Source organism: Variovorax sp. PBL-E5 (genome assembly GCF_901827185.1).
Classification (GTDB): Bacteria; Pseudomonadota; Gammaproteobacteria; order Burkholderiales; family Burkholderiaceae_C; genus Variovorax.
Genome location: NZ_LR594671.1, coordinates 5,509,471 through 5,529,821 on the forward strand (window position 1 = coordinate 5,509,471; position 20,351 = coordinate 5,529,821).

Here is a 20,351-nt window from a genome sequence, read left to right on the forward strand (position 1 = left end):
TATGATGCGGCACTCTGCCGAACGTTCACATGAGTTCTCTCACCCATTTTGACGCCCAGGGCCAGGCCCATATGGTCGACGTGGCCGCCAAGCCCGCAACCCATCGCGTGGCCGTGGCGACGGGCCGCATCGAGATGCAGGCCTCGACGCTGGCACTGATCGAATCGGGCAGCGCGAAGAAGGGCGACGTGCTGGGTGTCGCGCGCATCGCGGGCATCCAGGCCGCCAAGAAGACCAGCGACCTGATTCCTCTGTGCCATCCGCTGGCGCTGACGCGCGTGGCAGTGGCCTTCGCGGTGGCGGGCGGCGAGGTTCCGCAGGTGGCTTGTACCGCCACCGTCGAGACGGTCGGGCCGACCGGCGTCGAGATGGAAGCCCTGACCGCGGTGCAGGTCGCGCTGCTCACCATCTACGACATGTGCAAGGCGGTGGATCGCGGCATGCGCATCACCGATGTGCATGTGCTCGAGAAGCATGGGGGCAAGTCGGGGAGCTACGTCGCTGCCGATCAATCGGGCGGTTCTTCCAGCGGCTTGCCGGCGAGCCAGCGCGCGTAGTCGTTCGGAAACGCGTCCTTGAAGCGCGCTGCCTGCGCGAAGGCCTCGTCGTCCCGTCCGAGCAGCGTGGCGCTTTCGATCAGCTTGGTGATGACGCGCGGCTCGGGCGAGAAATGAAGCATCTGCAACGCCAGCGCATGCATCCTGGCGGCGTTGGCCTTGTCCACCGGAGTCAGCGTCAGCTCGGCGAATTGCACCTGCCTCGCAAAGAGCCGCGAGCCCTGCAGCTTGGCCAGCGTGTCGTCGCGGTAGGCGGGCAGGCGTTCGTCGCGCGCGAGATAGATCTGACTGATGCGGTTGTAGTCCCAGCCCGCGTAGCCGACGACCGCCAGCAGGAGGACCGCGGCGCTCCTCGACAACACAGGGATCGCACGCCATGCCGGTCTCGGCTTTTCCGCCGCCGGCCACAGCAGCCCGAGACAAAGCCCGAACACCAGCTGGAACGGTCCGTACCAGAGCGGATATTCCAGCATGCTGTGCAGCAGGATCGCCGCGAGCATGCCCCAGGCCATGAGCCGCGTCGGATCGGTTTCGCGCCACGGACGCGCGGCGAACATCATCCAGCCGAAGCTGCCGCAGATCAGCACGGCAGCCGGCACGCCGAGCTCGACCGCGAGGTGCAGCGGCAGGTTGTGCGCGTTGTCCAGGATCAGCATGAAGCGCGGGCCGCTGTAGAAGGTCGCGTAGTGCGCGTAACTCAGCTCGCCCCAGCCCCAGCCGCGCCACGGATGCCGGGCGATCAGCGCCAGCACGTTGTGCCACAGCACGGCGCGGCCGTGAGCATCGGATTCGCCCTCGCGCAGGCGGCCGAAGATGCCTTCGACTTCCGGGCCGGCCAGCGTCGGCAGCAGCCACGCGAAGAAGAAGTACACGGCGATGATCGTCAGCAGAAGCCAGGGCGACGGCAGCCGAAAATCGCTCTTGCCCGTACGCAAAGGCTGGCGCTCGCGCCATGCCAAAAAGGCCGAGATGATGCTGATCGACACGACCTGGATCAGCCCGGTGCGCGATGTCGATGCGGCAGCCGCTGCAATGAGCAGAATCCCCGCCGGCCACAGCGCCGCGCGCACGCCGCGCCCATGGATCGCGTACAGCCACAGCGCCGCGATCAGCGCCATGCTGATCAGCGTGGCGAACTGGTTGCGCTGGCGCAGGTTGCCGTAGGCCTCGCCGAGCTTGGGTGCCGTGGTCCAGGGCGCCAGCGCATCGGCCATCCCGTAATACTGCAGCAGGCCGAGGATGGCGCTGACGAGGCCTGCGATGAGCAGGCCCCAGCCGAAGGCCCCGGCCAGCCACTTCGGCGAGCGCGCCAGCCCCGCGCCGACGCACGCGGCGAGGCCCACGACGCCGACTGCCGCGGCGGCTGACAGACCGGGAACCGTACCGGGTCCTCGCCCGAACAGCACCCACGCTGCGCCGAATGCCAGCCAGGCGGCCAGACGAGGCGCGAGCGCTGCGGCCGGTCCCACGATCACGAGCAGCGCCGAGCAACTCCAGGCCGCCAGCAATTGCCACGTGTTGACCGATGGGCCTGCGGCCCATGGACAAAGAAAGGGCAGCGCGATGAGCAGTGCGCAGATCCATGCTCTGGCCAACTGCTGTGGCATGAGGAGCGCCTGGCCCGGCGGCTTCGGATCGATCAGGGTCGCGATGTTCCTGTCCTTTCGGCAGCGGTGTGTCCGGCCATGGGATGTGCTGCCTGCGCGGTGTCTGCCATGCCGTTCGGCAATTCGAAGCTGGGCTCTAGTTCATTCAAAAGTTCACGCTTTCAACACCATGAATTGACAAAAGGCGCTTGCCGGCAGATGGACGGCAACGCCATGAAAGCCTCGTTTGTGACAATTGGTGACCGCCATTAAGACATTCGATTGAAAGTCACCACAGTGCAAACTGCCTGCCACTCACCATCGATGGCCCCTGGCCCTTTCAACCGTGGCGCAGCACCTCGCCGCCTTCGGGCATCGGGGTTCACGCTGATCGAAGTGATGATCACGATCGCGATCGTAGCGATCCTGGCTTCGATCGCCGTTCCCTCCTACATCGACTACATCCGCCGCGGTCAGATCCAGGAGGCCTTCGGCTTCCTCTCCGATTTCCGGACGAAGATGGAGCAGTACTACCAGGACAACCGCAACTACGGCACCGCCGCCACGGCTTGCGCATCGGACCCGACCGCCAACGGCTGGAACAACTTCGCGCCGAGCAGCGCCAAGTATTTCACCTTCGGATGCAAAGCCGACACCGCTGCCGGCGACTCCACGCAGCAGAGCTACATCATCACCGCCACGGGCAGCGCAGGTCGGGCGATCGGCCATGTCTACACGATCAACCAGAGCGGCGATCGCGGCACGACGATGTTCAAGGGCGCTACCGTCAACGTGACCTGCTGGCTCTCGAAAGATCCCACCTGCTGACCCGCGGAGCAGAACCATGCGTCAACGCGGCTTCACGCTCGTCGAGCTGATCGTCACCATCACGGTGCTGGCGATGATCCTCGCGATGGCCATGCCCACCGTCGCCAACTGGACCGGCAACACACGCATCCGGAACGTCGCCGATTCGCTTCAGAACGGCCTGCAGATCGCACGCGCCGAGGCGGTCCGGCGCAACCAGCGCATGTCCTTCTGGCTGGTCGCGGTCGGTGATCCCACGACCCTGAGCAACGATTGCACCCTCTCCAGCACCAGCGGCTCCTGGGTGGTGAGCATCAACTCGCCGGTGGGCCATTGTGCCGACGCCCCTTCGACCACTTCCTCGCCGATGCTCGTCACGGGCCGGGCATCCGGTGGCGGCATCACGGTCGCTGCCTTTCAGGCCGACAACGCTACCGCCGGCATGGCCGTCACCTTCGATGGTTTCGGACGGATCGCTCCGACCGCGGGCGCGGGCACGATCGGGTTTATCAACGTGACCGGTGCGACCGGCAGCGTCAACCTGAGCATCGTGGTCTCGCCGGGAGGGCTGGTGCGCATGTGCGATCCGCGCGTGACCGACACCAAAGACCCGCGCCTCTGCGTCCCCCCAAGCCCGTAACGGAAATGCAAGCACCAAAGAAATTCCTCCAACGACCGCGGGCCGCCGCGCCCCGCCGCGTCCGGGGTGTTGTCCTGATCGAAGTGATGGTGGCGATGCTGCTGTTCATGCTCGGCGTGCTCGGCCTGGTCGGCCTGCAGGGCGCGATGACGCGCGCACAGACCGATTCCAAGGTGCGTGCCGACGCGGCCTTCCTGGCCAGCGACGTGGTCGGCCGCATGTGGTCCGACCTCGCCAACATGGCGAGCTACGACGGCACCGGCTGTGCCTCGCAGGCGCGATGCAAGGAGTGGCAGACCAAGGTGGCCAACGATCTGCCGAGAGGGACCGGCACTGTGGCGGTCACCGCGACCACCGGCGACGTGGCGATCACCATCAACTGGACCATGCCGAACGGCGACGCCCATCAGTACGTCACGCACACGACGGTCGCGAAATCCGGGAGCTAGGATGAAAATCACCCAACGAGCCAGGCAAGGCGGGTTCACGCTGATCGAACTCATGATCGGCCTGCTGCTGGGCATGCTGACCGTGCTGGTGATCTCGCAGGTCCTCGCACTGGCCGAAGGCAAGAAGCGATCGGTCGCGATGGGCAGCGACGCGCAGGTCAACGGCGCGATGTCGCTCTACACCCTTCAGCGCGACATCGAGATGTCGGGCTACGGCGCAACCTCGAGCCTGGACGCGCTGGGCTGCCCGGTGAAGGCGAAGTTCGACGCGATCGGCTCGCCGTTCACCTTCACGCTGGCGCCGGTCGTCATCAACGACGGCGGCGGCGATGCGCCCGACTCGATCACCGTCCTGCGCGGGCGAACCTCGGGCTTCTCGGCACCCATGGCCCTGTCGGGCGCCCATACCGCGACGGACAACCATTTCACGGTGGTCTCGTCGTTCGGCGCGGTGGTCAACAACATGATGATCGCCGTGCCGAAGCTGCAGGGCGCCAACAACTGGTGCAGCCTGTTCAACGTGACCTCGGACACCGCCTCCCCCGCGACCACCCTGTCGCCGACGGTCGTGCCGCATGTCGCCGGCGCCAGCGGCAAATGGAACCAGAACAGCGTCTTTCCGCCGAGCGGCTACGTCAAGGACGACTATCTGCTGAACATGGGCTCGATGGTTCTTCGCACCTACTCCATCAACACGGTCAACAACGCGAACAACCTCCAGGTCAGCGAGCTTTCGCCCGTCACCGGCGTCAACGCTTCGCAGGATCTCTATCCGCAGATCATCAACCTGCAGGCGCTGTACGGCAAAGGCACGCTGGATGCCAGCGGCAACATCGCGGTCGATACCTACGACAACATCACGCCGCTCACCAACGCAGACTGGCAGCGCGTGGTCGCCATCCGGATTGCCTTGGTGGCGCGCAGCAACCAGTTCGAGAAGGATGAGGTCACGCAGGCCAACCCGCTGTGGGACGTCGGCACCTCGGCCACCATCACCGGTCCCGCCACGACCACGTGCAACGGCACCAGCAAGTGCATCACGCTCAAGGTCGACGGGCTGGACCAATGGAAGCACTACCGCTACAAGGTCTACGACACGATCGTGCCGCTGCGCAACGTGCTCTGGAATTCCTGAGTCACCACCATGCACATGCACGCATCCATCGCTCGTTCGCGCGGGTCCGCCCAGCGCGGGATCTCGCTCCTGTTCGCTCTTCTCGCGCTGGTCGCGTTGTCGCTCGGAACGCTGGCGCTGGTTCGATCTGTCGACACCGGCAGCCTGCTGCTGGGCAACATCGGCTTCAAGCAGGATGCCACCGCGGCGGCCGACCAGGCTGCGCGCCAGGCCATCGACTGGCTCACGCTCAACAACGCCAGCCTCAACACCGACCTCGCCACGAGCGGCTATTACGCGAGCACGCAGGAACTCGCGGCGGACGGCGTCACCATCAAGCCGCCGGTCGATGTCACCGGCCAGATGCTGGCCGGCACGGCCAATCGCCAGCTGGTCGACTGGGACGCCAACAATTGCAAGGCCGCAGCCAGCGGCTCGTACACCGGTTGCACCCTGCTGCCGGCGAGCATCGCCGCCGCCATCAACGGCAACCAGGCGAGCTATATCGTATTCAGGCTCTGCTCCAAACCCGGCGACTTCACGACCGACACAAGCATCACTTGCGCCCAGCTTGCGACCAGCGCCCCCGCGTGCGGGTCCAAGGGCGCGCTTGACTACGGCGGCGGAGCCCCGCTCCCCTGCGCCACGTCCAGCACCTACTACCGCATCGTCGTGCGCGTGCTCGGCGCGCGCAATACCGCCAGTTTCACCGAGACCATCGTGCATTTCTGATGAGGGGGCGCCATCGGCGCCAGCAGAGGAATCCAACGCCATGAAGAACAAAGCCATTGCCGCCTTCGCCCTGGAGCCTCATGGGCGCGCCGCCCGCTGCGCGCGCTTGTCGCTGCTGGTCTGCGCCCTGACGATCGCGGCGCTCGCGCCGCCGGCCAGGGCCGGCACGACCGACCTCTCGGACCAGCCCCTGGCCACGCGCCCGACCGTCCAGGCCAAGCCGAATCTGCTGTTCATTCTGGACAACTCCGGGAGCATGGGTTCGGCCTACATGCCCGATGACATGAGCAACTCCGGCAAGTACGGCTATTGGTCGACGCAATGCAATGGCCTGGCCTACGACCCGACGCTGACCTACACGCCGCCCATCAGCTCCACCGGCACGTCCTACGGCAACGCCTCCCTCACCAACACGCTGGACGACGGCTACAACACCTCGGGCAGCAAGACGAACATCTTCAGCGCATCCAACGGCTACAACGTCTACTACAAGTACGCCGGCAGTCAGCCGAAGATGGGCTGGACTTACACCAGCAGCGGCGTCGTCCAGAACACCTTCTACAACGAGTGCATGACCAGCACCGGGAGCAGCAGCAGCGTCTTCCCCTCTTCCGGCAAGGTCACGATGACCAGCGCATCGGCCGACGCGCAGAACTACGCCAACTGGTATTCGTACTACCGCAAGCGCTATCTGCTGATGCGCACGGCCATGGGCCTGGCCATCTCCACCCTCGATGCCAGCTACCGGGTCGGCTTCAGCACGATCAGCGACACAACGGCTATCGATGGCACCAACAACTTCCGCGACGTCAAGGACTTCGACGCCACGCAGAAGGCCAACTTCTACAGCAGCCTCTATGCCGCGTCACCCAGCGGCAACACACCGCTTCGCGGCGCCCTGGCCAAGGCCGGACAGTACTTTGCCAACAAGGCCTCGCGCCAGACCTACGACCCGATGCAGTACGCCTGCCAGCGCAACTACGCGCTGTTGTCGACCGACGGCTACTGGAATACAGGACTGGAAACCAGCAGTTTCGGCCCGTTCCAATTCGACAGATCAACCAAGGTCGGCAACCCGGACGGCATTGAACCACGACCGATGAAGGACGATACGCACGCTGTGGTGACCACCGTGACGCCCTACAGCGCACCGGCGAGCCGAACATTGGTCACGACGCAGACAAGCACTCAGAAGTGGACCAATATCATCAGTACCTCGACCCCCGGGACAGGAACTGGCAGGAACGGGAACGGCTGCAGCACCAGCAAGTTTCTCGTCACCACGACGACGCAGACCGCCAACGAAACGCGAACCCAGGGATTCTCGACGCCGCAAACCAGCACGGCTTCGTTCAACCAGACCGTTGTCACCACCGATGGTGTTCAGACCTCGGGCCCGACCAATAGCGCGACCACCTATTCCACGTGGGTCAACAGCGGCGTGGCAGTCCCCTTCAGCACCGACAGCGGCACCCCCACTTTCTCGGGTGGCAACACCAACTCGAATTGCCAAGGGAGTGCCGGCAGCAACTCAACCTCGACAAGCTCCGCCGCCTGGAGCAGTTGGTCATCGATCGTCACCACCTATACGCCGTCCGCCAATGGCACAGTGGGTACATACGTTGCCGGCACCGCGACCCTGACGCCTTCCACAACAGGCGGCTCGCCCAACACGCTGGCCGACGTCGCGGACTTCTACTACGTGAACGACCTGCGCAACAGCTCGCTCAACAATTGCACGTCGTCCAGTTCCGGCAGCAGCCAGGACGTCTGCGCCGACATCGTGCGGCCGGTGGGCGGCGACCCGAACGTCAAGCAGCACATGAACACCTTCACCATCGGCCTCGGGGTGAGCGGCACGCTGCCCTACGACAAGAACTACCTGACCCAGACCGCGGGCACCTATGTGAGCCTCACCAATGGCACCCTGAACTGGCCGACCCCGGCGGAGACAGACAGTGGCGGCAATGCCACCAACGTCGACGATCTCTGGCATGCCGCCGTCAATGGCCGCGGCCAATACTATTCGGCGCTCAACGCCGGCTTGCTGGCCGAAGCCATCAACGGCGTCGTCTCTTCCGTCCAGCAGGTCGCGGGCTCGGCCTCGGCGGCATCGACCAGTTCGCTCGAACTGGTGGCGGGCAACAACAACCAGGTCTACCGGGCCAGCTACACCACCGGGACCTGGACCGGCGACCTGCAGGCCTTCACGCTCAATGCGGCGGATGCCAGCATCGCCGCGACACCGAGCTGGTCCGCACAGACGATCCTCGACACCACGCCAGCCACGAGCCGCAAGATCTATTTCAATGGCACGAGCGGGCTGCAGACCTTCACCTACGGCAACCTGAGCACCGCGCAGCAGGCGTACTTCAACAATTTCTGCTCCCAGGCCTCGGTGGCCACGCAGTGCGCGACGCTCACGACCGCCGACAAGACGCTCGCCAACACCGGCGCCAATCTCGTCAACTACCTGAGCGGCGTGCGCAGCTACGAGACGGCCGTGGCGACCGCATCCACCGACATCAGCACCACCAGTTCCGCGCTCTACCGCGCGCGCGACCATGTGCTGGGCGACATCATCAACGGCGCGCCGGTCCACGTAGGCAAACCGCCCTTCACCTACGGCGATGCCGGCTATGCCGACTTCGTGACGGCGCAGAGCCTGCGCAAGAACGTGGTCTACGTCGCCGCGAACGACGGCATGCTGCATGCCTTCTCGGCCGATCCTTCCGACGGCGGCACCGAACTCTGGGCCTACGTGCCCACCGCCGTGATGCCCAATCTCTACAAGCTGGCCGATGCAAGCTATGCATCGAAGCACCAGTACTATGTGGACGGCGCGCCGGTGATGGCCGACATCCAGGTCGGCGGCACCTGGAAGACCATTCTGGTCGGCGGCCTCAACGAAGGCGGGAGCAGCTACTACGCGCTCGACATCACCGACCCGTCGAACCCGAAGGCGCTCTGGGAATTCACCGATGCCAACCTGGGCCTGAGCTTCGGCAATCCCGTGGTGACCAAGCGCGCCGACGGCACCTGGGTGGTCGCGTTCGCTTCGGGCTACAACAACACCTCGGGCGACGGCCAAGGCCATCTGTATGTGCTGAACGCCGACAGCGGCACCAAGCTGCTCGACATCTCGACCGGCGTTGGCAGCAGCACCGACCCGAGCGGCCTGGCGAAGATCAACACCTGGATCGACAACCCGGCCGACAACACCGGCAAGCGCTTCTACGGCGGCGACCTGAAGGGCAACCTCTGGCGCTTCGACGTCGACAAACTGGTGGCGCCGAACCAGGCCGCGATGCAGCTCGCCAAGTTCCAGATCAACACGACGACACCGCAGCCGATCACGACCAAGCCCGAGTTGGCGCAAGTCTCCGGCAAGCCCGTGGTCCTGGTCGCGACGGGACGCTACCTGGGCGTCTCCGACATCACGGACATGACGCAGCAGAGCATCTACGCCATCAAGGACCCGCTGACAGCCACCGGCTGGGGCGACGTGCGCGCGGATACTGCCGACTTCGTCCAGCAGACCTTCACGGTGGACAACACGACCACCCCCCCTTCCGCTTCCGTCACGAATCTCACGGTCGACTGGACGACCAAGGCCGGCTGGTGGGTCGACCTGCCGCACGCGGGGGAACGCGTGAACACCAACCTGACCCTGCAATTCAACACGCTGGCGATCGCGACCGCCATCCCGAACGGCGATGCCTGCGCGTCGGGCGGCTCGTCCTGGCGCTACTACCTCGACGTGACCAACGGCGGGGTGATCACCACCAACCCCACGGGCGAGCAGTGGAGCAGCAACTCGCTGATCGTCGGCTTGACCTGGGTCAAGGACAGCAACGGCAACATACGCATCATTACGCAGGGCAGCAACGGCGACCTCAAACCCGACACCCCGCCGATCCCCCCGATCACGGGCAGCGGCAGTGCGCACCGGACCTCATGGCGCGAGTTGTCGGACTGATTCGCCGATGACGGCCCTGGCATCGACGACGCTGCCAGGGCCGGGATTCGCGGCGAGGCGGCTCCAGGCCGGGCGCTGGGTGCTGCCGGTCTGCGCCATCTGCTCGCTGGCATTGCATGCGTCGCTGCTTGCCGTCCATGTCGCGCCGAGGCAGGCGGCACACGGCGCGGGCGGCAGTCCGCGGGCCCTCCAGGTGCGTCTGCAGCCTGCGCCGACCGCCGCGCCTTCCGTGACCCCGATCGCGCCGCAGCGGCCGGCTGTCGCAGAGCCGGCCGTTGCAGCGACGCCCGCCGCGCGTCCAGCGCAGCGGGTCGAAGCAGTACCCATCGCCGAGACGCCCGCACCACCGGTTGCAACGACGCCGCCGGCTGCGGGCGCGGAGGCCGCAGCGCCGATCGCCATCGCCTCCTCGGCCGTGGCCACCGCCGACCACGACGACTATGTGCCGCGCCCGTTGTTGTCGGTTCCGCCCGTTGCCATGACGCCGGTCCTCCTCGCGGCGCCGCCGGGCGAGACGGCCCTCGCCCGCTACGTGGGCATCCTGTCGCTCTTCATCGACGAGCAAGGCAAGGTGCAGGACGTCATCGCCGACAAGCCCGACCTGCCTGCCGCGTTCGAGCAGGCTGCGCGAGAAGCCTTCATGGCTGCGCGGTTTGCGCCGGGGCAGATCGATGGACGGGCCGTCAAGTCGCGGCAGCGCGTGGAGGTGGTGTTCGACAATACGCCGCTGGCGGGTCGGTGAGATGCGCGCTCTTTTTGAGCAAAAGATCGGTTCCTGAGCCGCGCTGACTTCGATTTTTTGGATCGAGCGATCCATTCAAGATAAATTCGAGCTCGAAAGCGCGAGTCATGACACCTTCCATCCTCATCACCGGCGGCGCCGGCTACATCGGCTCGCACACCGCGGTGGCGCTCATGGAGGCCGGCCACAAGGTGGTCATCCTCGACAACCTGTGCAACAGCGATGCGCGCGTGCTCGACCGGTTGCGCCGGCTGGCCGGCAACGCCTTCGAGTTCGAACAAGGCGACGTGCGTGATGCCGCGCTGCTCGACCGTGTCCTGGCGCGGCATGCGGTGAACAGCGTCATCCACTTCGCCGGCCTGAAGGCGGTGGGCGAATCGGTGGCCCAACCCTTGCGCTACTTCGACAACAACGTCGGCGGCACCTTCAGCCTGCTGCAGGCGATGGAGCGCGCGGATGTGCGGCACATGGTGTTCAGCTCATCGGCCACGGTCTACGGCGACCCCGAGCAGGTGCCGATTCCCGAAACCGCACCGCTGAAGGCCACCAACCCCTACGGCCGGACCAAGCTCGTCTGCGAAGACATGCTGCGCGACCTGCAGCGCGCCGATCCGCGCTGGAAGATCGCGATGCTGCGCTACTTCAATCCGGTCGGTGCACATCCGAGCGGACTCATCGGCGAAGCGCCCAGCGGTGCGCCCAACAACCTGATGCCCTACATCGCCCAGGTCGCCGTGGGCCAGCGCGACTGCCTGAATATTTTCGGCGACGACTACCCCACGCCCGACGGCACCGGCGTGCGCGACTACATCCATGTGATGGATCTGGCGCGGGGCCATCTGGCCGCACTGGAGCAGTTGGCGAAGCGGCAGCAATCCATCACCGTGAACCTGGGCACCGGCGCCGGCATCAGCGTCAAGCAGCTCGTCGAGACCTTTGCGCGGGTGACTGGGCGGCCCATTGCCCATCGCTATGTCGCCCGCCGTGCCGGCGACGTCGCGGTCTGCTATGCGGACACCACGCTGGCACGCGCCACGCTGGGCTGGCAGGCCGAGCACGACATCGCCCGCATGTGCGAGGACGCGTGGCGCTGGCAGTCGATGAATCCCACGGGCTACACGAACTAATTGGAACGCGCCTCCCATCCTTTGAAGGTGATGCAGGTCATCACCAAGGGCGAAAGCGGCGGCGCGCAGACGCACCTGCTCGCGCTCTGCCTGGCGCTGGCGCCGCGCGTGCACTTCGTGGCCGCGATCGGCGGCGCGTCACCACGCTCGATGTTGGGCGATGAATTGCAGACGCTGGGCATTCCGGTATGCGCCGTGCCGCAGCTCGGCAATTCGCTGTCGCCGCTGCGCACGCTGGCGGCGGTGCGCGCGCTGCTGTGTCTGGTGCGCGAGCACCGGCCCGACATCCTCCACGCGCACAGCTCGGTGGCCGGCGTGGTGGCGCGCATCGCGGGGCGCATCGCCGGCATCCCGGTCATCTATACGGTGCACGGCTTCGGCTTCAAGCCCGAGATTCCGCGGCTGCAGCGCTGGGCTGCCTGGATGGCCGAATGGACCTTGGCGCGACTGACAGCGCACATGGTCTGTGTCTCGAGCCACGAGATGCAACTGGCCCGCCGCCTGCCGATTGCGCGAGGCCGTCTCAGCGTCATTCCCAATGCCGTGGCGGATACGCCCGAGCGTGCGCAACCGGACCACGCGCCGGCATGCATCGTGATGGTCGCGCGCCTGGCGCGGCCCAAGCGGCCCGACCTGCTGCTGCACGCGCTGGCCTTGCTGCGCGCCCGGCTCGGCCACGAGGTGCCGGCAAGCCTGATCGGCAGCGGACCGGACATGGCGGCCCATCGCGCCCTGGCCCGGCAACTGAAGCTGCAGGCGGTGGACTTCACCGGCGATGCCGACGACGTGCCGAAGCGGCTGGCGCAGCACGGTGTCTTCGTCCTGATGTCCGACCATGAAGGCCTGCCCATCTCGGTCATTGAAGCCATGCGCGCCGGACTTGCGATCGTGGCCAGCGATCTCCCCGGCATGCGAGAACTGATCGACGACGGCACGCATGGGCTGCTGGTGGCCAACGAGGCCGGCGCGCTGGCCGAAGCACTTCTTGCGCTGACCGCCGCGCCCGCACTGCGCGCCCGCCTCGGCCATGCGGCGCGCCAGCGCTACGAAGCCCGTTTCACGCCCGCGCCCATGGCCCGCGCAGTGGAAACGCTCTATGGTCAAATCGGCCGCCATGAGCCAGCCAGCGACCCCGCGCGTTGAGCAGCAACAAGGCACCCTCGCGTCGTCGACGGCGCGGCGGCAAGGTGCGCAGCTCGGCTGGTCGCTCGCCGGCATCTCGACGCTGCTGCTGAGCTACCTGATCGCGGTCGGGCTGCACAAGGCCGCTCTGGTCACATACCAGTTCCCGCAGACCGTGCTGTGGTGCGCCCTGCCTTACATGCTGGCCGCGCATTGGCTCTATCGCGGCTCCGGCCTGCCGGCCGCCGAGCGCAGCAGCCTGCTGGTGGTCACCACGGCCATCCCCTTCCTGTTGACGCCGCTCGGCTTCGCGCTGCTGCAGCGGCCTTATTCGCGCGGTGCGGTGATGCTGGTCTATGTGCTGTCCACGGCCTGGTTCGTGCTGGGTGATTGGCTGCATCGGCGGCGTCACGCACAACGGCTGCTCTACCTGGATGCCGGAGTGCCCGCGCGACTGCAGCGTCTGATCGGCAAGGAGCTTTCGCGCAATCCGTCCATTCGCCTGGAACCGTGGCCCAGCGACGCCTCGGCATCCGGGCCGATGCCGGCCGGCGACGGCGTGGTCCTCGAGCGCCATGTGCCGCCCAGCGATGGACGCAGCCAGCTGCTGAGCAGCCTCAAGCTCCATCACGTGCGGCTCTACAGCGTGGAGGCGGTGGCCGAACTCCTGAGCGGCCGGAAGATGCTGCCCGAGGGCGAGGAAGACGACCTGTGGCAGATCGATGGCAACCCGGCCTACGACGTGGCCAAGCGCGCGATCGACGTCGCCCTGGTCCTCCTTTTTGCTCCGCTGTGGGTGCCGTTGACCGCGTTGGTGGCATTGGCCGTGAAGATCGATTCGCCGGGCGCTGCGCTGTTCAGCCAGATGCGCGTCGGCTTGCATGGGCGGCAATTCAGGATCTGGAAGCTTCGCAGCATGCGGCACGAGGCGCTCGACGCCAGTGCTCGTTTTGCCGTGGTCGATGACGAGCGCATCACGCGCCTGGGTCGCTTCATCCGGCGCGCACGCCTGGACGAGTTGCCGCAACTGTGGAACGTGCTGCGCGGCCACATGAGCCTGATCGGCCCGCGCCCGGAACAGGAGCGCTTCGTGCGCGAATTCGCACAGCGGATTCCCTGCTATCCCTATCGCCACCTGGTGCGGCCTGGCCTGACGGGATGGGCGCAAGTGCAACAGGGCTATGCGGGCAACGAGGAAGAGACCGCGATCAAGCTCAGCTATGACCTTTACTACGTCACGCATTACTCGTTGGCGATGGATCTGCTGATCTATTTCAAGACCACCAGGATCGTGCTCACGGGGTTTGGGTCACGCTGAGCGAAACAGCAGCTTCGCCAAGGTCCACAGAAGCGCCGGCGCCCACAGCAAGCCACCGCCCGTGACCAACTGTCGCGCCTGACTGGCCAGCACCGAGGCATAGGCCTGGCGAGACCCGCGCGCGTCGCCCGTCGAAGCCGCGTTGTAGTGCAAACAGACCTCCGGCAGATTGGCGAAGCCGCAATCGAGCCGGCGGCTGGCGCGCAGCCACAGGTCGTAGTCCTCGGCGTGCAGTCCTCCGTGGTAGCCGCCCAGATCCAGAATGGCCTGGCGGCGGTACATCACGCTGGGATGGCACAGCGGGTTGCCCCAGAACAGCGCGCGGCGAATCCGCGCGTCTTCGATCGGCAGCTGCAGGCTTCGCGTCACTTGCCCGCGCGCATCGACATGGTCGTACCAGGTCCCCAGGATCGTGGTTTCCGGGTGCGATTGCATCCATGCGACCTGTCGCTCGAAGCGATGCGGCAGTGCCAGATCGTCGGCGTCCATGCGCGCCACCAGCGGCGCCCGGCACGCATGAAGGCCCAGATTGAGACTGAAGATCAGGCCGCGGACCGGCGTCGTCAGCACGCGCAATGCGGGCCATGTGCGCACGAGATCGTCCAGATAGGCCTGCTCCGCGTCGCCGATCTGCAGGCCGTTCACGACCAGCACGAGGCTGCCTGGTTTCAGGGTCTGGTCGAAGCAGGAAGCCAGCGCGCGTCGCAGCTCGGCATTCAACTGGTGCGTGCACAGGAGGACATCGAACCCGGCGGCGGCTGTCATGGAGCAGCAGAGCGAATCAGACTCTCGTCCATCGCTTCGGAATCCGGTATTGGGCATAGGGATCGTCGTGGACGAACCAGGCGGACGGCGCGCAGATCATCTGCTCGGCCCGACCGCGCCGTTCGGACAGCCATGCGCCCCACCAGCTGAACGAGCTGTTCGCAATGATGTGATGCCGGCACAGCGACATCAGCTGCAGATCCTGCCAGGCGTCGAGGCCCTGGTTGTGGTCGACGAACACGATCTCGCCGTGCAGGAAGTTCAGCGCACCACGGCACCATGCGATGTCATCGGAGAACACGACCCACAGAGGCGGGCCGTGGCGATCCTCGATGCGCCGTGCAGCTTCCTGGTAGTAGGCCATCGGCAAGGTGCCATGAAATCGCGCAGCAGATGGCAGATTGACATAGTCGCCGCGCCGCACATGGATGGCCGCGGAAGGCCTGGACGCTACGGCTTCGCCCAGCTTCTGGCTTTGCGAAGACAGCGCGCGCAGTGGCACCAGATCCTGACTGATTTCCGTCGCATACCTGGCAAAGCAGGTTTCGCTTTGCCAGAAGCCTGCGAGCAAGGTGTCGCCTCGCGTCTCTCGAAGCAGGTTCGGATAGAGCGCTGGGGACTCGGTCAATACGTCGAGCCGCGTCATCCATGCGCCGGGTCTGCCCCAACGCATGGCACGCCGGCACTTCAGCGCTTCGGCCCGTGTCGCAGGACGCGCGTGAATAGCGTACGCGCTCAACTCATAGTGTCGGCGTGTGACTCGCCTGCTGGTGGATTCCAGGGCCGAGAGATCGAGCACCAGCTCTGCGCCCGATGCCAGGGAAAAGGCGCGGCCGCATGCGTATTGGAACAACTGGTTGCCCAGTCCGCCGTTGAGCCGACTGATGATCATGCGCTTCGCCTACTCCAGAGAGCATTCGTCACAAGCGCGTCCATGATTCCCACACAAAGTGATAGCACCAGTCTTGGCGGTGCGTACGGGCCAATGCTGCCCGAATCCGATTACGCCGCGCAATGGCATCCCGGGCAAAGTCGTGAAATTGGACTTGCAGATGGCGTACCCGCGCGATCTTTCCTGTTTCGATCAGGTGTTCCAGTACATCGAACTCGCCGCCTTCGATGTTGAGCTTCAGAAGCGCAACTTCCTGAATATTGAATCGATCCAGAAACTCGTCGAACTGCTCCAGGCGGATGGTCTCCAGTTGACCCGTGGTGTCGCGCGCAATCGAGGATGCATCACCATCCAGCGAAATGCACAGCGTCTGCGGCGATGAAGACAGGCCATAGTTGAAGCAATGGATTTTTTCATCGCTTGCGAATCTCGCCTGGCACTTGGCAAAGAAGCTTAGAACAGGCTCGAACAGATAGACCGTGCAACTGTACTTCTCGTGGATCGCCGCGCTGAAGTCTCCGACGAATCCGCCAAGATCGAACACCATGTCCGCGCTCCCCAGCGGGTAGCTCAGTCGCAAGGTCTGGTCGCCTCGATCCCGTCTCCAACGCACGACGTCTCGTGCCTGCTGGTCGCGCAGGATCCAGCCTTTCGCATACAAGCGAAGTTGACCCAGCCACGCTCTCAATCCGGATGGAACGTACGACCTGATGCTCGACAAAGGGGACAAGGGCATCTCAAATGAGCCTGGTGAGTATCTGGCTGATGGCGCCGGCCCAGCGGGATCGCCGCGAGAGTTTTTCTTCAGGACTCATCAAGGCGTCGACCGAACTCGCCCGTCGTACCTCGAATGGCGCATCGAACTCGAATCCTTGAAAGAAGTAGTCCGGATTCAGCTTGATCACATCCATCCAATTGTTTTCCAGCATCGGGCGCAACCTGGCTGTCACGGGTTCGAAGGCCTTGAACGGAAGATCGGCCTTCGGAATGTAGGAAAGAAGCCGCGTCCGGGGTTCATAGCCGACAACATGGCGATGAACATCGAAGTCGAACATGTACTCGTAGGTCATCTGGGGAAACTCCAGATAGCCCCGCCCTGAGCCCACGCGAAAAATCTCTTGCATGAAAAGCTCGGGCGACGGCACGTGCTCGATCACGTGAGAGGCAATGACGTAGCCGAACGCATCATCGGCAAAGGGGAATCGACCACCATCGTAGAACGAGACTGGCTTGCCCCGGAATTCAGGCGCTGCGACCACATCACCGCGCTGGCGCACCCGCTCTTCCTCTGTCGCCATGCTGAGCTCCAGGTAGTGGGTGGCGCCGGCAAACGGAGTCGATCCCGGGCCAATCTCCAGAACCTTGGCGCCGTTCGGAATGGAGCAGATGCGTTGCGGAAAGAACATGGGGATCAAACAATCTTGCGAAACCAACTCAGGCTCAACAGCAAGCCGAGCGCGTTGATCAACAACCATCCCGCGGCGGCTCCCATGATTCCCTCATGCCTCACCAGCACGGGGGTCAGCAATGCAGTGAGCACCACGGAGCAAATGCTGATGATCAACGGCATCCTGTAGTTTGCCTCCAGCATCCATCCGACATAGCCGACCTGGTAGATGACATTGAGCAGAGTTCCTATCAACAACACCAGCAATACAGGATAGACGGCAACTGCAATTTCGTCGTTGCGCAACCACAGATTCAGCACTGCATGACCCAGCCAAATGTAGAGGGCCATCGTCAATGCGGCGCCCGCCACCCCCAGCGTCAACCAAGTCAGAAAGATCTTGCGTATCTGTGATTTGTTGCCATGGACAGCAAGCAGTGTCGGAAAGATCGCCTGAATCATAGGGTATGTCAAAGACAGCAGCCCCAGGGCCGCGCTTGATGCGATCGCGTAGATGCCGACCTGGTCCAGGGTCACCATCTTGGTGAGGATCAGCTTGTCCATTTGCGTCGTGAGGCCCGAAAGGACCACCGCCAGCGACATCTTCACCGCGCCGGGCAGCAGGTATCTGATCTCCGGCCAGGAAGCGCTGCCTCGCCAGCCGTGCGTGCCGACAGCACGCCATGCCATGGCATAGCGCACCGCACCCTCGGCCACCGCGACGATCACATACCAAACCAACAGCCATTGCAGCGAATGCCACAACCAGACGACCCCCGCGCCCACGCCATAGCGAAACACATGTCCAATTGCGATCGAGACATTGAGAGGACGATGCAGATCCACAGCGAGAAGCAAACTGCGAGGCAATGCGGCGAAGAGCTGTGTCCCGACTAGCAGTGCGCTCGTCATCAGCAGTTGCGTGGCCTCCTGGGAATGCACGTCGGCAGTCAGATTGAGCCAGTGCCTGGCAATCCAACCGCTGGACATCGCCAATGCGAGTGCCAATGCCACGGCGAGCGCGCCGTACAGAGCCTGGCAGCTTGCCAACAAGGATCGAACCGGCTGCGACTGCTGGCCATGCTCACGCGACCGGAGTGCGAACTCTCGCACAAGGACCTGACTAAGACCGCCATCCACCATGATCAGGAGCGCCATGATGGTCATCACCACGCTCATCATTCCCCACTGGGCCTTGCCGAGCACGCCCAGGTAGACAGGGAGCGCCAGCAGCGGTCCCAGCGCGGCGGCGATGGTTCCGAAGTAGTTGAAGAATATGGACTCGACGAGTTTGGATTTCAATGGAGCATCCGTGGCCATGACAGACTTGAGTAGTCACGCACGAAGCGCTTTATTTGTGAACCAGTCTCTAGGAAAAGCCCATCCCAAACCACATTCATCCAAGCGTTCACGGCAAGCTTAGGCGCTTCAACTCAGGGTATTTGGTGGCTGCGAGCCCCGCAACCTGCTCCTTCAATTGCACATACATTTCATCGCCCCATATATGCCTCAATATCTGGATTTGGTGCGCTGCTTCTACTGGCTGTCCGTTCAAAGCCAGCGCCAACGCATAACGAAACAGAACAGGTGGATAGCCGAATCGCTCGGCCACCTTGCGCATCCGCTCCAACTGGTCGGCCTGCATGCCGGGCGTGGCCTCCGTGCGAGCAAATTTCAGGAAGGCTCCCAATTGGGTAAGCACAGGTAATTGAACTGCTGGTGTCACGATGCGGTCTGTGCCAATGCGTGCCGACTCTAGCCGCAATATGCGATAGTTGCCTTCGGCCTTCAAGTAGTCCACAGAAACCGCCACAAAGACAGCGCTGACCATCAGCGTGAAGAGTAACTTGGCCCGGAGGGGTATCCACAACGATGCCCCCTTCGATGGCGATAGCCCGTCGACGGCTCCCATTGCCAATCCAACCGGAATCAAGAAGCTGGCGTAGTCCAACGGATATTCGAGCATCCCGTGAGTAATGACTCCTCCCGCCGCTGCCAGCAACCACGCGGCCCGCGCATCTTGGCAGGCACGTATGCGGGTGGCAAACCACCAGACCAGCACCCCGATGATGAGGCCGCCAAAAGGTACGCCGTTCCACAACAACAGATCCAGGATCAAATTGTGGCTGTGCTCGAAATACTCGCCGATGATCGGGTGATCCTGCGCCACGCGCTGTTGGGCCGCGCCCACCTGCTGCCAGCCGTAGCCCCACAGCGGTTCTCGCCCAATCGCATCAAGCATCGCGTGCCAATATGGCAACCGCTGTCCAGTTCGCATCTGATCGTTCAGGGCACGCCCGGCCGGCAACAGCAGTGCATCACAGACCTTCGGCCATAGCAGCGCACCTGCAACAAACAGCGCACCCAGCGCCAACAATTGCGCGCGCGTGGCGCGCAGGCCTGCGCGTTCCCGAAGGACGAGCCCCCAGATGACAAGCAAGCCAATTTGCAGCCAGCCTGTACGCGACTGAGACATCACCATGCCCAGCAACAAAAAGACGGCACTCGGCCAGAAACCGGCATCGTGCACTTTTTGACGCTGGTGCAGCCAGAGCAAGCCGCACAGCCCCAGAAAGCACACAGTACAGAAGAGATTGGGTTGAGCAACGTTGGCGAATGGCCGACCGCCGGGCGGCAAATCGACCGCATAAATGCCCAGGTTCAAAGCACCAGTCCACTGCACAAGCGCAATGCCGACGGACAACAACGCCGCAAAAAGCCAAGCCCCTGTCAGAGTGATTAACCCATCGCTTCGATTGGAAGAAGCGACCATTGCGCCACCGGCCAGCACGGCGGCTACCCATAGCCAGACATAGAGCACGGCCATTACAGCGTCACCGGCAAAGAGCAGCTTGCCAGTCATGAACTGAACAAAAATCACCATGCCACAGACGACTGCCACACCTGACAGTTGCCAGGACATGCGGCTACCAGCGACTGAACCAACCGCCGGACGAACCACCAGCAATGTCAACAGCAATCCGATGATCGCCAATGCATCGCCCCACGCCGCGGGCCACGGCAAGTAGTGATTGGGTACCAGCCATGCGGCGGCAGTCAGGGCGACAAGGAACTCCGTCAATCTAAGACTCATAAGGGCAAAAGAAAAGGCAGCCGAAGCTGCCTTTTTAGGC

The 20,351-nt window shown here is 64.1% G+C and carries 18 protein-coding genes; 11 read left to right on the forward strand and 7 right to left on the reverse strand.

Translation table 11 applies throughout. The annotated features are described in order from the left end of the window. The first annotated feature begins 29 nt into the window (after positions 1 to 29). Positions 30 to 557, forward strand: coding sequence for a cyclic pyranopterin monophosphate synthase MoaC (moaC, locus tag WDLP6_RS26740; RefSeq protein ID WP_162594814.1), 528 nt, complete (start codon positions 30 to 32; stop codon positions 555 to 557). Here the strand turns inward: moaC and WDLP6_RS26745 are convergent. After that, positions 509 to 2,164: a PglL family O-oligosaccharyltransferase gene (locus WDLP6_RS26745; protein WP_162594815.1), complete on the reverse strand. Its 1,656-nt coding sequence runs from the start codon at positions 2,162 to 2,164 to the stop codon at positions 509 to 511. The two genes, moaC and WDLP6_RS26745, sit on opposite strands and share 49 nt — an antisense overlap. 303 nt (positions 2,165 to 2,467) lie before the next feature. On the opposite strand from WDLP6_RS26745, the gene WDLP6_RS26750 reads away from it, so the two are divergent. The 10 genes from WDLP6_RS26750 (at position 2,468) to WDLP6_RS26795 (ending at position 14,173) form a co-directional block, all read left to right on the forward strand. Continuing rightward, a complete protein-coding gene (locus WDLP6_RS26750; protein ID WP_162594816.1) occupies positions 2,468 to 2,971 on the forward strand; it encodes a type IV pilin protein in 504 nt (167 codons plus the stop codon). A 16-nt stretch (positions 2,972 to 2,987) separates the two neighbouring features. Continuing rightward, the gene (locus WDLP6_RS26755; RefSeq protein WP_162595268.1) at positions 2,988 to 3,590 is read left to right on the forward strand and encodes a GspH/FimT family pseudopilin; all 603 of its coding nucleotides are present in this window, start codon (positions 2,988 to 2,990) and stop codon (positions 3,588 to 3,590) included. A 5-nt stretch (positions 3,591 to 3,595) separates the two neighbouring features. After that, the gene (locus WDLP6_RS26760) at positions 3,596 to 4,039 is read left to right on the forward strand and encodes a type IV pilus modification PilV family protein (protein ID WP_197910204.1); all 444 of its coding nucleotides are present in this window, start codon (positions 3,596 to 3,598) and stop codon (positions 4,037 to 4,039) included. A 1-nt stretch (position 4,040) separates the two neighbouring features. Then, on the forward strand, positions 4,041 to 5,174 hold the full coding sequence (locus WDLP6_RS26765) for a PilW family protein (RefSeq protein ID WP_162595269.1): 1,134 nt from the start codon (positions 4,041 to 4,043) through the stop codon (positions 5,172 to 5,174). A 9-nt stretch (positions 5,175 to 5,183) separates the two neighbouring features. Next, a complete protein-coding gene (locus WDLP6_RS26770; protein WP_162594817.1) occupies positions 5,184 to 5,885 on the forward strand; it encodes a pilus assembly protein PilX in 702 nt (233 codons plus the stop codon). A gap of 40 nt (positions 5,886 to 5,925) precedes the next feature. Then, complete coding sequence (locus WDLP6_RS26775) at positions 5,926 to 9,864, forward strand: pilus assembly protein (protein ID WP_162594818.1); 3,939 nt, start codon at positions 5,926 to 5,928, stop codon at positions 9,862 to 9,864. Between the two features lie 7 nt (positions 9,865 to 9,871). Further along, on the forward strand, positions 9,872 to 10,606 hold the full coding sequence (locus WDLP6_RS26780; protein WP_162594819.1) for an energy transducer TonB: 735 nt from the start codon (positions 9,872 to 9,874) through the stop codon (positions 10,604 to 10,606). A 107-nt stretch (positions 10,607 to 10,713) separates the two neighbouring features. Continuing rightward, positions 10,714 to 11,733, forward strand: coding sequence for a UDP-glucose 4-epimerase GalE (gene galE, locus WDLP6_RS26785; RefSeq protein ID WP_162594820.1), 1,020 nt, complete (start codon positions 10,714 to 10,716; stop codon positions 11,731 to 11,733). After that, positions 11,734 to 12,876: a glycosyltransferase gene (locus tag WDLP6_RS26790; protein ID WP_232077339.1), complete on the forward strand. Its 1,143-nt coding sequence runs from the start codon at positions 11,734 to 11,736 to the stop codon at positions 12,874 to 12,876. After that, positions 12,848 to 14,173: a sugar transferase gene (locus tag WDLP6_RS26795; RefSeq protein ID WP_232077340.1), complete on the forward strand. Its 1,326-nt coding sequence runs from the start codon at positions 12,848 to 12,850 to the stop codon at positions 14,171 to 14,173. The genes WDLP6_RS26790 and WDLP6_RS26795 overlap by 29 nt, the downstream gene beginning before the upstream one ends. Here the strand turns inward: WDLP6_RS26795 and WDLP6_RS26800 are convergent. The 6 genes from WDLP6_RS26800 to WDLP6_RS26825 all read right to left on the reverse strand — a co-directional run bounded on the left by WDLP6_RS26800 (position 14,165) and on the right by WDLP6_RS26825 (position 20,299). Further along, the gene (locus WDLP6_RS26800; RefSeq protein ID WP_232077342.1) at positions 14,165 to 14,938 is read right to left on the reverse strand and encodes a glycosyltransferase; all 774 of its coding nucleotides are present in this window, start codon (positions 14,936 to 14,938) and stop codon (positions 14,165 to 14,167) included. The two genes, WDLP6_RS26795 and WDLP6_RS26800, sit on opposite strands and share 9 nt — an antisense overlap. Before the next feature lie 16 nt (positions 14,939 to 14,954). Beyond that, positions 14,955 to 15,737 carry an alpha-1,2-fucosyltransferase gene (locus tag WDLP6_RS26805; RefSeq protein WP_162594823.1) on the reverse strand — a complete coding sequence of 261 codons (783 nt, stop codon included), beginning with the start codon at positions 15,735 to 15,737 and terminating at the stop codon, positions 14,955 to 14,957. Positions 15,738 to 15,858: 121 nt separating this feature from the next. Further along, the gene (locus WDLP6_RS26810) at positions 15,859 to 16,410 is read right to left on the reverse strand and encodes an FkbM family methyltransferase (RefSeq protein ID WP_162594824.1); all 552 of its coding nucleotides are present in this window, start codon (positions 16,408 to 16,410) and stop codon (positions 15,859 to 15,861) included. 157 nt (positions 16,411 to 16,567) lie between these two features. After that, positions 16,568 to 17,236 (reverse strand): class I SAM-dependent methyltransferase, encoded by a 669-nt coding sequence (locus WDLP6_RS26815; protein WP_162594825.1) that lies wholly within the window; start codon positions 17,234 to 17,236, stop codon positions 16,568 to 16,570. A gap of 5 nt (positions 17,237 to 17,241) precedes the next feature. After that, on the reverse strand, positions 17,242 to 18,519 hold the full coding sequence (locus WDLP6_RS26820) for a lipopolysaccharide biosynthesis protein (RefSeq protein ID WP_162594826.1): 1,278 nt from the start codon (positions 18,517 to 18,519) through the stop codon (positions 17,242 to 17,244). 106 nt (positions 18,520 to 18,625) lie between these two features. Next, positions 18,626 to 20,299, reverse strand: coding sequence for a PglL family O-oligosaccharyltransferase (locus WDLP6_RS26825; protein ID WP_162594827.1), 1,674 nt, complete (start codon positions 20,297 to 20,299; stop codon positions 18,626 to 18,628). Positions 20,300 to 20,351: the final 52 nt, after the last annotated feature.